This window comes from Leclercia sp. S52 (assembly GCF_039727615.1).
In the GTDB taxonomy this organism is placed as follows: Bacteria; Pseudomonadota; Gammaproteobacteria; order Enterobacterales; family Enterobacteriaceae; genus Enterobacter; species Enterobacter adecarboxylatus_B.
Genome location: NZ_CP152474.1, coordinates 1,464,486 through 1,476,059, shown reverse-complemented (window position 1 = coordinate 1,476,059; position 11,574 = coordinate 1,464,486). Strand labels below are relative to the sequence as shown.

Sequence of the window (11,574 nt, the reverse complement as noted above, 5' to 3'; positions counted from 1 at the left end):
TTAGGGTGAGGGGGAAATGCGCGCGCTGATGCCCTCACCCCGGCCCTCTCCCACAGGGAGAGGGAGCAAACCCAAAAAACGGCAACTCTTGTTGCCGTTTTGCGTTTACCTCGGCCACCCGGCTTTTTTTACTTTCATTCGAAATTAAATTTGTGCTCCACGTCACCTTGTTATTAGAATGTTTCAAACGCAGTGATTCAGGAGCGCAATGTATGACCGTTAAAGTTATCGTCACTGATATGGACGGAACTTTTCTTGATGACGCCAAGCAGTACGATCGTGACCGCTTTCAGGCGCAGTTCCAGCAGCTTCAGGCCCGGAATATTGAGTTCGTTGTCGCCAGCGGCAACCAGTATTACCAGCTCATCTCCTTCTTCCCGGAGCTGAAATCGCAGATCTCCTTTGTGGCGGAAAACGGCGCGCTGGTGTTCGATCACGGCGAGCAGATTTTCCACGGCGAGCTGACGAAGCACGAGTCGCAGATTGTGATTGGCGAACTGCTGAAAGATACCTCCCTGAACTTCGTCGCCTGCGGTCTGGAAAGCGCCTACGTCAGCGACCAGGCCCCAGAGGCGTTCGTCGCGCTGATGTCAAAACACTATCATCGCTTAAAGCGCGTCAGCGACTATCGCGACATCGACGACGTGCTGTTTAAGTTCTCGCTGAACCTGCCCGACAGCGATATCCCGAACCTGATCGATGCCCTGCATGTCTCGCTCGACGGCATCATGAAGCCGGTGACCAGCGGGTTTGGTTTTGTCGATCTGATTATCCCCGGTCTGCACAAAGCAAACGGCCTCAGCCGCCTGCTGAAGCGCTGGCATATCTCTCCGCAGGAGTGCGTGGCGATTGGCGACAGCGGTAATGACGCCGAAATGCTGAAGTTTGCCCACTACTCCTTTGCCATGGGTAACGCAGGCGAGAGCATTAAAGCCCTCACCCGCTATCAGGCCGACGACAATAACCACCAGGGCGCGCTGAACGTGATTCAGGCCGTCCTCGATAACACCCCGCCTTTCAGCCACTGATCCCCTCGCCGGAGCCTGCTCCGGCGAACCCCCCTTCTTTTTTCTCAGCCTGTGCACTTCATCAAGTTTTTTAACTTGCTTTAACTTATTTTTAACCTAAAGTATCACTTGTAATCACTTTTACTTTCGAATGAAAGATAGCGAGGCTGTTATGTCCTTAACCTTTACCAGCGAAACTTTGCCTGCTGACCATAAAGCGGCGATCCGCCAGATGAAACGCGAACTGCGGGCGCAGATTGGTGACGTGCAGGCGGTGTTCAATCGCCTGAGCGATAAGATTGCCAGCCGGGTGGCGGAAATTAACGCCCTGAAAAGCAAAGGCGATCCTGTCTGGCCGGTGATCCCCTTTGCCGACGTGCAGAGCGGTAACATCAGCCCGGAACAGCGCGAGGCGGTTAAGCGTCGCGGCTGTGCGGTGATCAAAGGTCATTTCCCGCGTGAGCAGGCGCTGGCGTGGGATAACGCGATGCTCGACTATCTGGATCTCAACCGTTTTGATGAGGTCTACAAAGGTCCGGGAGACAACTTCTTCGGCAGCCTGGCCGCGTCGCGCCCGGAGATCTACCCGATCTACTGGTCACACGCGCAGATGGAAGCCCGGCAGAGCGAACGGATGGCGCAGGTGCAGTCGTTCCTGAACCGTTTGTGGACCTTTGAGAGCAACGGCAAACAGTGGTTCAACCCCGACGTGAGCGTGATCTACCCGGACCGCATTCGCCGTCGTCCGCCGGGAACCACCTCGAAAGGCCTCGGGGCGCACACCGACTCCGGGGCGCTGGAGCGCTGGCTGCTCCCGGCGTATCAGCAGGTCTTCGCCCGGGTGTTTGATGGCAATATCGACCAGTACGATCCGTGGAATGCCGCGCACCGTACCGAAGTGGAAGAGTACACCGTGGATAACACCACCAAGTGCTCGGTGTTCCGCACCTTCCAGGGCTGGACCGCACTCTCCGACATGATCCCCAATCAGGGTCTGCTGCACGTGGTGCCGATCCCGGAAGCCATGGCTTACATTCTGCTGCGTCCGCTGCTGGATGATGTGCCGGAAGATGAACTCTGTGGCGTGGCGCCAGGGCGCGTACTGCCGATCTCCGAGAAGTGGCATCCGCTGTTGATTGAAGCCCTGACGAGCATTCCGGCGCTGGAAGCGGGTGATTCCGTGTGGTGGCACTGCGATGTGATCCACTCGGTGGCCCCGGTAGAGAACCAGCAGGGCTGGGGCAACGTGATGTACATTCCGGCGGCACCGATGTGCGAGAAAAACCTCGCCTACGCGAAGAAGGTGAAAGTGGCGCTGGAAACCGGGGCCTCTCCGGGCGATTTCCCGCGCGAGGATTATGAAGCTGACTGGCAGTCGCGCTTCACCACGGATGATTTAAACATCCACGGCAAGCGCGCGTTGGGTATGGCTTAAGCGTCGTACAGCCCGTCCCGCTCCACGGCGGTGCGTCTTTTCCCCGGACGTATCCGCCGTACCGACTCCCGCACTGCCAGCATTCCGTTCAGCAGCAAGGTGCCGGCCGGTGCCTCCGGGCGAATCAGCCGCTGCTGGAGCATATGCACCGCCTCGGTTCCCAGCTCATCGCGCGGCACATGCACCGCCGTTAAAGGCACATCCTGAATCGCCGCCAGATTAAAACCGTCAATGCTCATCACCGAGACATCCTGCGGCACCCGCAGGCCGTGTTTCTGGAGTGCGCTGATGGTCCCCGCCGCCATAAAATCGCCCCCCACCAGAAACGCCGTCGGCAGCGCTTTATCCGCCGTCTGGCTGAGCCAGGCGCTGACCTGTTCCCCGGTCTCTCTGGCGCTGAAGCTCGGCACCACCAGCAGATCGCGTTTGTCGTTGAATTTGAGGTTATGTCCCTGCCAGGCATCGCGGATCCCCGCCAGCCGCAGCTCCATGGTGTAGCGTCGCAGGCAGAGCACGTTCAGCACTTCCCGGTGACCCATCTCGAACAGGTATTCCGCCGCCAGCTCGCCAATGGCACGGTGATCGGGGGAGACGGCGGGCAGGCGCTGGCGTCGGTCGCGGCAGTTGATCAGCATGCAGGGTTTACCCACATCCACGGCGAGATCGTGGATGTGCGGATCGTCGATCCCCAGCAGAATGGCGGCCTGGGTTTCCGCTTCGTTCATCCGGGTCAGAAACAGCTGGGCATCGCTGTCGAACTCCTCCAGCGCGCAGTAGCGCAGCCTCACCTCATGCAGGCCGAGGGCTTTGCTCATGCTCTGGATCACCCGGTAATAAAAGATGTCGGACCGCTCGTCAAAGGCGCGCTGCGGCGCAAAAACCACCAGACTGTTAAGCAGCAGTCGTCCGGCAGCCATGCCCTCCATCACTCCCAGCTCCTTCGCGCAGGCCAGCACTTTGCTGCGCGCGGCGGGGCTGGTGTTGGCTTTTCCGGCCAGCACTCTGGACACCGTGCTGACCGAAAGCTGCGTCCGGGCGGCGATTTCCGCGATTTTTAGCCTTTTCTCCATTCTGTGATCTTGCCCCGATTGTTAAATGAATAAATTCTCACAACGTGAAAAGTGTGTCATAGCTGGCTTCATTAGCATCATCGCAAACTATTAATAACATTTATGAGAAAAATTGCACAAAATCCGCTACTGCTGATTCTTTTTCTGTCTTAAGTTCAATTTGTCACACAGCTTCCATACTAGTTGTATAGCAACACCATCAAAAACGACAAAGCGGTGTGACACCCTAACCTACGTACCCCTACAGTCCGTCTGGAGACAGAACAATGAGTCAGGACATCAATCACACCGTCGCGGTCGGCAAAACCCGCCGCGTTATCAAAAACCTGCGCTGGTATGTGCTGGTTCTGTTTTTACTGGGCGTCACCGTTAACTACATCACCCGTAACTCGTTAGGTATTCTTGCCCCGGAACTGAAAGAGAGCCTGGGCATTACCACAGAACAGTACTCGTGGATTGTCGGTGCCTTCCAGCTCGCCTATACCCTCTTCCAGCCGCTGTGTGGCTGGTTAATCGACGTTATTGGCCTGAAGATTGGTTTTATGGTCTGCGCCGGGATCTGGGCGCTGATGTGTATTTTCCACGCGGGCGCCGGCAGCTGGCTGCACCTGGCGATCCTGCGCTTCTTTATGGGCGCGTCTGAAGCAGCCGCGACCCCGGCAAACGCCAAAACCATTGGCGAATGGTTCCCTAAATCGGAGCGTCCGGTGGCGGCCGGTTGGGCGGGCGTGGGCTTCTCCATCGGGGCGATGCTGGCCCCGCCAATCATCTACTTCGCCCACGCCTCCTTCGGCTGGCAGGGCGCGTTTATGTTTACCGGCGTGCTGGCGCTGCTGTGGGTGATCCTGTGGTGGGCGTTCTACCACAACCCGGAGCAGCACCCGAACCTGAGCAAGGACGAGCTGGCGTTTATCAAGCAGGATAACGAGCCCCCGGCGGTGAAACTGCCCTTCCTGACCGCGCTGAAAACCGTCTCGAAGAACAAACGCTTCTACGGGATTGCCATTCCGGCGTTTATGGCGGAACCGGCCTGGGCGGTACTGAGCTTCTGGGTGCCGCTCTATCTGGCGAAAGAGCACGGCATGGATCTGAAGCAGATTGCGATGTTTGCCTGGCTGCCGTTCCTCGCCGCTGACCTCGGCAGCGTCGCGAGCGGCTATCTCACCCGTCTCTATACCCGCTGGTTCGGCTGCTCCCGCGTCAACTCGGTGGTGGCCAGCTCGGTTACCGGTGCCTTCCTGATGATCTCCCTCGGCATCGTCGCCCTCACCCGCGACCCGTACATCACCATTGCGCTGATCTCCATCGGCGGCTTTGGGCACCAGATCATCTCCTGCATGCTCAGCGCGCTGGTGGTGGAGTCTTTCGACAAGGGCCAGATGGCCACCGTCAACGGCATGCGCGGCTCGGCGGCGTGGATCGCCAGCTTCCTCTTCTCCCTGTTGATTGGTGTGACCGCCGACAAAATCGGCTTTAACCCGCTCTTTATTGCCATGGGGTTCTTCGACCTGATTGGCGCTGTTTTCCTGGTGGCATTTATTGCTGAACGTCGCGCCAAGCGCGCCTGATAGTGGATGTATTGCATATGAAAACCCTGAAAAACTGGACCGTAGATAAACAGTCAGCGAACCATCTGGAACTGCTGGTCGATAACCAGCATCGCCTGTGCCTGTACGTGCTGGAAGAGAACCTGTTCCGCGTGCTGATTAAGCGCCAGGGCGCACTGACCCTGGATCGTACCTGGAGCATCGCCCCCGAGCAGGACGTACCCTGGGAAGGCCGCCGCCGGGACGACCTCAGCGGCTTTACCTGCCCGGCCTGGACCCTGACCCAGCAGGACGATGTGCTGACCGTTGCCACCGAACAGCTGCGCGTCACCGTCCACCAGCCGCTGTGGCTGGAGTGGCACTATCGCGATGACGCGGGCGAGTGGCAGCCGCTGGTTAATGACCGTCCGACCAGCGCCTATCTGCTCAACGCCCACGGCGACGGCGTGGCGCACTACCTGAGCCGTCGTCAGGACGAGCGTTTTTATGGCCTCGGCGAGAAAGCGGGCGATCTGCAGCGCAACGGCAAGCGCTATGAGATGCGTAACCTGGATGCGATGGGCTATAACGCGGCCAGCACCGATCCGCTGTACAAGCATATTCCGTTTACCCTCACCCGCCGGGATGACGTGAGCTACGGCCTGTTTTACGACAACCTGAGCAGCTGCTGGCTGGATCTGGGTAACGAAATCGACAACTACCACACCGCCTACCGCCGCTGGCAGGCGGAAGCGGGCGATATCGATTACTACATCTTCACCGGCAAACGGGCGCTGGACGTCACCAAAGCCTTCGTGCGCCTGACCGGCAAAACCCTGTTCGGGCCGAAGTGGAGCCTGGGCTACAGCGGCTCGACCATGCACTACACCGACGCGCCGGACGCGCAGAACCAGCTGATGAACTTTATCCGCCTGTGCGAAGAGCACGCCATTCCGTGCGACTCGTTCCAGCTCTCGTCGGGATACACCTCGATCAACGGCAAGCGCTACGTCTTTAACTGGAACTACGACAAGGTGCCGCAGCCGAAGGTGATGAGCCAGGCGTTCCACGACGCGGGACTCAAGCTGGCAGCCAACATCAAGCCGTGCCTGCTGCAGGATCACCCCCGCTATAACGAGGTGGCGGAACGCGGCTTGTTTATCCGTGATTCTGAAACCGACGCACCGGAACGCTCCAGCTTCTGGGATGACGAAGGTTCTCACCTCGACTTTACTAACCCGCAGACGGTGCAGTGGTGGCAGGAAGGGGTAACCACCCAGCTGCTGGAGATGGGGATCGACTCCACCTGGAACGACAATAACGAGTTCGAGGTGTGGGACGGGGAAGCGCGCTGCCACGGCTTTGGCAACGAAATCGCCATCAAACATATTCGCCCGGTGATGCCGCTGCTGATGATGCGGGCTTCGCTGGAAGCGCAGCAGCGCTTTGCGCCGGAAAAACGTCCGTACCTGATCTCCCGTTCCGGCTGCGCCGGGATGCAGCGCTACGTCCAGACCTGGAGCGGCGATAACCGCACCAACTGGGCGACCCTGCGCTACAACACCCGCATGGGGCTGGGGATGAGCCTCTCCGGGTTATATAACGTCGGCCACGACGTCGGCGGCTTCTCCGGCGATAAGCCGGACGCCGAGCTGTTCGTGCGCTGGGTGCAGAACGGGGTGATGCATCCGCGCTTTACCATTCACTCGTGGAATGATGATGCCACCGTTAACGAACCCTGGATGTATCCGGGCGTGACGCCGGCCATTCGCGGTGCCATTGAGCTGCGCTACCGCCTGCTGCCGTATCTCTACACCCTGCTCTGGCAGGCCCATGCCGATGACGAGCCGATGCTGCGTCCGACCTTCCTCGACCACGAGCACGATGCGCAGACCTTTGAAGAGTGCGATGACTTCCTGCTGGGCCGCGACCTGCTGGTAGCCAGCGTCGTCGAAGCCGGTCAGCGCGAGCGCCGCCTCTGGCTGCCGGATAACGAAACCGGCTGGTACGATTTTTACACCCAGGAGTGGTTCTCGGGCGGGCAGTGGATCGTCCGCGACGCCCCGCTGGAAAAACTGCCGCTGCTGGTGCGCGCCGGGGCCGGTCTGCCCCTCAGCGAACGCATCACCCATGTGTCAGCCGAAAAAGACGATACCCGCGAGCTGAAGCTGTTCCCGGTGAAAGGCGTGGGTGCGACTTCGGGGCTGCTGTTTGAAGACGACGGCGAGAGCTGGGGTTATCAGAACGGCAATGCGCTGTGGGTGGAGTGGGAGATGGTGTGCGATGGGGCAACCATCAACCTGAAGATCAACGGGCGCGGGGATTATCGTCCGGCGTGGAAGGCGCTGAAGCTGTCGTTACCGGCCGGGGAAAAACGTAAGCTGCTGGTGAACGGTGTTGAAGGGAGTGAGTGGGTGATGTAGTGCGGCCTGATGCCCTCACCCTAACCCTCTCCCACCGGGAGAGGGAACAGATTCGTAGGCCGGGTAAGGCGAAGCCGCCACCCGGCTTTTTTCTAGTTATCGATACCTTTGCTGCGCAGGTAATCTTCATAGTTACCGCTGAAGTCCACCACGCGCTCTGGCGTAATTTCAATCACGCGGGTCGCCAGCGAGCTCACAAACTCACGGTCGTGAGAGACGAAGATCAGGGTGCCCTGATACATCTCCAGCGCCATGTTCAGCGATTCGATCGATTCCATGTCCAGGTGGTTGGTCGGTTCGTCCATCACCAGGATGTTCGGTTTCTGCATCATCAGCTTGCCGAAGAGCATACGGCCTTTCTCACCACCGGAGAGCACCTTCGCCGGCTTTTTGATGTCGTCCTGGCTGAACAGCAGACGGCCGAGGAAGCTGCGCACCACCTGCTCGTCATCGCCTTCTGATTTCCACTGGCTCATCCAGTCGAAAACGGTCAGATCGTTGTCGAAATCTTCGGCGTGATCCTGCGCGTAATAACCAATCTGCGCGTTCTCGGACCATTTTACGGTGCCGTTATCCGGGGCCAGTTCACCTACCAGGGTCTTCAGCATGGTGGATTTACCCACGCCGTTGGCGCCCAGAATAGCGATCTTCTCGCCCACTTCCAGCAGCAGGTTGAAGTTCTTAAACAGCGGACCGTTATCGAAACCTTTTGACAGCTCTTCGACGGCCAGGGCGTTACGGAACAGCTTCTTGTCCTGCTCGAAGCGGATGAACGGGTTCTGACGGCTGGAGGCTTTAACTTCATCCAGCTTGATTTTGTCGATCTGACGGGCACGCGAGGTCGCCTGACGCGATTTAGAGGCGTTGGCGCTGAAGCGGCTGACGAAGGATTGCAGGTCCGCAATCTGCGCCTTTTTCTTGGCGTTGTCGGCCAGCAGACGCTCACGCGCCTGGGTCGCGGCGGTCATGTACTCATCGTAGTTACCGGCGTACACGCGCAGTTCGCCGTAGTCCAGATCCGCCATGTGGGTGCAGACCATGTTCAGGAAGTGACGGTCGTGCGAGATGATGATCATGGTGCTGTTACGCTCGTTCAGCGTCTGCTCCAGCCAGCGAATGGTGTCGATGTCCAGGTTGTTCGTCGGTTCGTCGAGCAGCAGGATGTCCGGGTTAGAGAACAGCGCCTGCGCCAGCAGCACACGCAGCTTCCAGCCTGGTGCTACTTCGCTCATCAGACCGTAGTGCTGTTCAACCGGAATGCCCACGCCCAACAGCAGTTCACCGGCACGGGACTCGGCAGAGTAGCCGTCCATTTCGCCGTACTGCACTTCGAGATCGGCCACTTTATAGCCGTCTTCTTCGCTCATTTCGGCAAGGGCGTAGATGCGATCGCGCTCCTGCTTCACTTCCCACAGCTCACCGTGGCCCATGATCACCGTGTCAAGAACGGTGAACGCTTCAAAGGCGAACTGATCCTGACGCAGCTTACCGATGCGCTCGTTCGGATCGAGAGAAACGTTGCCCAGAGTCGGCTCTAAATCGCCGCCGAGGATCTTCATGAAGGTGGATTTTCCGCTACCGTTGGCACCAATCAGGCCGTAACGGTTGCCGCCGCCAAATTTGACGGAAATGTTTTCGAACAGCGGCTTACTGCCAAACTGCATAGTGACGTTGCTGGTAACTAACACGGGAGATTCCTGCGAGAAGTGTGATAAACCCGGCATTATGCCACAATTCCGAAATGAGATCCCGTGTAACAACATAACGCTAAACTTTAACGAAACGGAAAAAAGTGTGATTTAGTACACATCCGAATTCCATGCGGTCAGGAATGCACATATAATGCGCTCCCTAAACCGTTCAGACTTTTAAACAACCTGCCAAGTGGCACAGATACCTCGCACACCATGAATATGAAATTAACTTCGCTTTTTGCGGCGGCGTTTGCCGTAGTAGGGTTTTGCAAGACCGCTTCTGCTGTCACCTATCCACTGCCAACCGACGGTAGCCGTCTGGTGGGTCAGAACCAGGTTGTGACCGTTGAAGAGGGCAACAGCCAGCCGCTGGAATATTTCGCAGCTGAATACCAACTGGGCCTGTCCAACATGCTCGAGGCTAACCCGGGCGTTGATCCGTACCTGCCGAAGGGCGGTACCGTGCTGAACATTCCTCAGCAGCTGATCCTGCCGGACACCGTGCATGAAGGCATCGTGATCAACAGCGCCGAAATGCGTCTGTACTACTACCCGAAAGGCACCAACACCGTGATCGTGCTGCCAATCGGTATCGGCCAGCTGGGTAAAGATACCCCGATGAACTGGACCACCAAAGTTGAGCGTAAGAAAGCCGGCCCAACCTGGACCCCAACCGCCAAAATGCACGCGGAATACATCGCCGCGGGCGAGCCGCTGCCAGCCGTTGTTCCTGCTGGCCCGGATAACCCGATGGGTCTGTACGCCCTGTACATCGGTCGTCTGTACGCGATTCACGGCACCAACGCCAACTTCGGTATCGGCCTGCGCGTGAGCCACGGCTGTGTGCGTCTGCGTAACGACGACATCAAGTTCCTGTTCGAGAACGTGCCGGTAGGTACGCGCGTGCAGTTCATCAACGAGCCGGTAAAAGCGACCACCGAGCCGGATGGCAGCCGTTACCTCGAAGTGCATAACCCGCTGTCCACCAGCGAAGATCAGATCGACAACAACGTCACCGTGCCGGTTACCCTGACCAGCAACGTGCAGGCCATCACCGGCCAGCAGGACGTGGATGCGACCATCGTTGAGCAAGCGATCAACAACCGTTCCGGTATGCCGGTTCGTCTTAACTGATTGCGGAATGCGATATAAAAAAAGCGGGCCTGATGGCCCGCTTTTTTTATTGTCTGTTACTGCTGCGTGTGGCAATGCCCGGCGGCGCTACGCTTGCCGGGCCTACGGGTCGTTTGTAGGCCGGGTAAGGCGCAGCCGCCACCCGGCTGTGATTACTGCTGCGCCAGCTGATTACGGCGATACTCTCCCTGCCGCTCCAGCATCCACCCCGGATATTCACGCGGCAGCGCGCTCACCGCATCCAGCTGTTTCAGCTCCTCGTCGCTGAGATGGATCTCCGTCGCGGCGATATTGTCGTCCAGCTGATCCACCCGTTTCGCCCCCACAATCACGCTGCTGACCACCGGCTGATGGAGCAGCCAGGCGAGGGCAATCTGCGCGACCGACACCCCTTTGCTGTCGGCGATGTTGCGCATCACGTCCACACAGTCAAAGGCCCGCGCTTTATCCACCGGCGGGAAGTCAAATTCCTGGCGGCGGCCACCGCCCTGCACCTGGCCGTCGCGGTCATATTTGCCGCTCAGCAGCCCGCCCGCCAGCGGGCTCCAGACCATTAAACCTACCTTCTCACTCTGCAACATCGGCACCAGTTCGCGTTCAAGATCGCGGCCCGCGATGGTGTAGTAAGCCTGCAGGGAGGCAAAACGGGCCAGCCCCAGCCGTTCGGAAATGCCCAGCGCCTTCATTATCTGCCATGCCGCCCAGTTCGATACCCCGATGTAGCGCACATGCCCGTGTTGGACCAGATTGTCGAGGGCATAGAGCGTCTCTTCTATCGGGGTGGCCGGGTCAAAGCCGTGCAGCTGATAGAGATCGATATGATCCAGCTGCATGCGCTGCAGGCTCTCTTTTACGCTGCTGATGATGTGATGACGGGAACTGCCGCGGGAATTGACCCCGGCGGTGCCCGTCTCGCCAAAGACTTTGGTCGCTACCACCACGTTTTCACGCGGGATCTTCAGGTTTTTCAGCGCCTGGCCGGTGATCGCTTCCGAACGCCCTTCGGAATAGACGTTGGCGGTGTCGATAAAATTGATCCCCGCGTCCAGCGCACGCCCAACCAGCTGCTCGGCCTCCTGCTGCTGAAGCTGACCTATCTTGCCCCACATGCCGCCTTCGCCGCCAAAGGTCATGGTGCCGAGGCAGAGCTCAGAAACAAACAGGCCGGTATTACCCAGTTTTTGATATCGCATTTGACGCTCCTCGTGTGTTGAGTACCCGATAGTTATACCCGGCTCACGCCGACGGCGAATGTGCGGTTCCTGCCCGTTTCTTGCCCAATCCT

8 protein-coding genes are annotated in these 11,574 nt (G+C 58.6%); 5 read left to right on the top strand and 3 right to left on the bottom strand.

Annotated features, from left to right (window positions below; genetic code table 11):
• The first annotated feature begins 212 nt into the window (after window positions 1-212).
• Both AAHB66_RS06995 and AAHB66_RS06990 read left to right on the top strand, forming a co-directional pair.
• Window positions 213-1,028, top strand: coding sequence for a Cof-type HAD-IIB family hydrolase (locus AAHB66_RS06995; RefSeq protein ID WP_347115650.1), 816 nt, complete (start codon window positions 213-215; stop codon window positions 1,026-1,028).
• A 151-nt stretch (window positions 1,029-1,179) separates the two neighbouring features.
• On the top strand, window positions 1,180-2,442 hold the full coding sequence (locus AAHB66_RS06990; protein ID WP_347115649.1) for a DUF1479 domain-containing protein: 1,263 nt from the start codon (window positions 1,180-1,182) through the stop codon (window positions 2,440-2,442).
• On the opposite strand, the gene AAHB66_RS06985 is transcribed toward AAHB66_RS06990, so the two are convergent.
• Window positions 2,439-3,512: a LacI family DNA-binding transcriptional regulator gene (locus tag AAHB66_RS06985; protein WP_347115648.1), complete on the bottom strand. Its 1,074-nt coding sequence runs from the start codon at window positions 3,510-3,512 to the stop codon at window positions 2,439-2,441. The two genes, AAHB66_RS06990 and AAHB66_RS06985, sit on opposite strands and share 4 nt — an antisense overlap.
• 266 nt (window positions 3,513-3,778) lie before the next feature.
• On the opposite strand from AAHB66_RS06985, the gene AAHB66_RS06980 reads away from it, so the two are divergent.
• Together AAHB66_RS06980 and AAHB66_RS06975 are read left to right on the top strand one after the other, a co-directional pair.
• Window positions 3,779-5,080, top strand: coding sequence for an MFS transporter (locus AAHB66_RS06980; RefSeq protein WP_166181929.1), 1,302 nt, complete (start codon window positions 3,779-3,781; stop codon window positions 5,078-5,080).
• 17 nt (window positions 5,081-5,097) lie between these two features.
• Complete coding sequence (locus AAHB66_RS06975) at window positions 5,098-7,461, top strand: glycoside hydrolase family 31 protein (RefSeq protein WP_347115647.1); 2,364 nt, start codon at window positions 5,098-5,100, stop codon at window positions 7,459-7,461.
• 92 nt (window positions 7,462-7,553) lie between these two features.
• Here the strand turns inward: AAHB66_RS06975 and AAHB66_RS06970 are convergent, their stop codons facing one another.
• On the bottom strand, window positions 7,554-9,149 hold the full coding sequence (locus AAHB66_RS06970; protein WP_142488798.1) for an ABC-F family ATPase: 1,596 nt from the start codon (window positions 9,147-9,149) through the stop codon (window positions 7,554-7,556).
• 219 nt (window positions 9,150-9,368) lie between these two features.
• On the opposite strand from AAHB66_RS06970, the gene ldtB reads away from it, so the two are divergent.
• The gene (gene ldtB / locus AAHB66_RS06965; protein ID WP_347115646.1) at window positions 9,369-10,289 is read left to right on the top strand and encodes a L,D-transpeptidase; all 921 of its coding nucleotides are present in this window, start codon (window positions 9,369-9,371) and stop codon (window positions 10,287-10,289) included.
• A gap of 152 nt (window positions 10,290-10,441) precedes the next feature.
• Here ldtB and AAHB66_RS06960 read toward each other — a convergent pair whose 3' ends face one another.
• Window positions 10,442-11,482 (bottom strand): aldo/keto reductase, encoded by a 1,041-nt coding sequence (locus tag AAHB66_RS06960; RefSeq protein ID WP_347115645.1) that lies wholly within the window; start codon window positions 11,480-11,482, stop codon window positions 10,442-10,444.
• Window positions 11,483-11,574: the final 92 nt, after the last annotated feature.

Coding starts and splice junctions, on each gene's coding strand:
- AAHB66_RS06995 (WP_347115650.1), top strand. CDS start 213: ATGACCGTTAAAGTTATCGTCACTGATATGGACGGAACTTTTCTTGAT.
- AAHB66_RS06990 (WP_347115649.1), top strand. CDS start 1,180: ATGTCCTTAACCTTTACCAGCGAAACTTTGCCTGCTGACCATAAAGCG.
- AAHB66_RS06985 (WP_347115648.1), bottom strand. CDS start 3,512: ATGGAGAAAAGGCTAAAAATCGCGGAAATCGCCGCCCGGACGCAGCTT.
- AAHB66_RS06980 (WP_166181929.1), top strand. CDS start 3,779: ATGAGTCAGGACATCAATCACACCGTCGCGGTCGGCAAAACCCGCCGC.
- AAHB66_RS06975 (WP_347115647.1), top strand. CDS start 5,098: ATGAAAACCCTGAAAAACTGGACCGTAGATAAACAGTCAGCGAACCAT.
- ldtB (WP_347115646.1), top strand. CDS start 9,369: ATGAATATGAAATTAACTTCGCTTTTTGCGGCGGCGTTTGCCGTAGTA.
- AAHB66_RS06960 (WP_347115645.1), bottom strand. CDS start 11,482: ATGCGATATCAAAAACTGGGTAATACCGGCCTGTTTGTTTCTGAGCTC.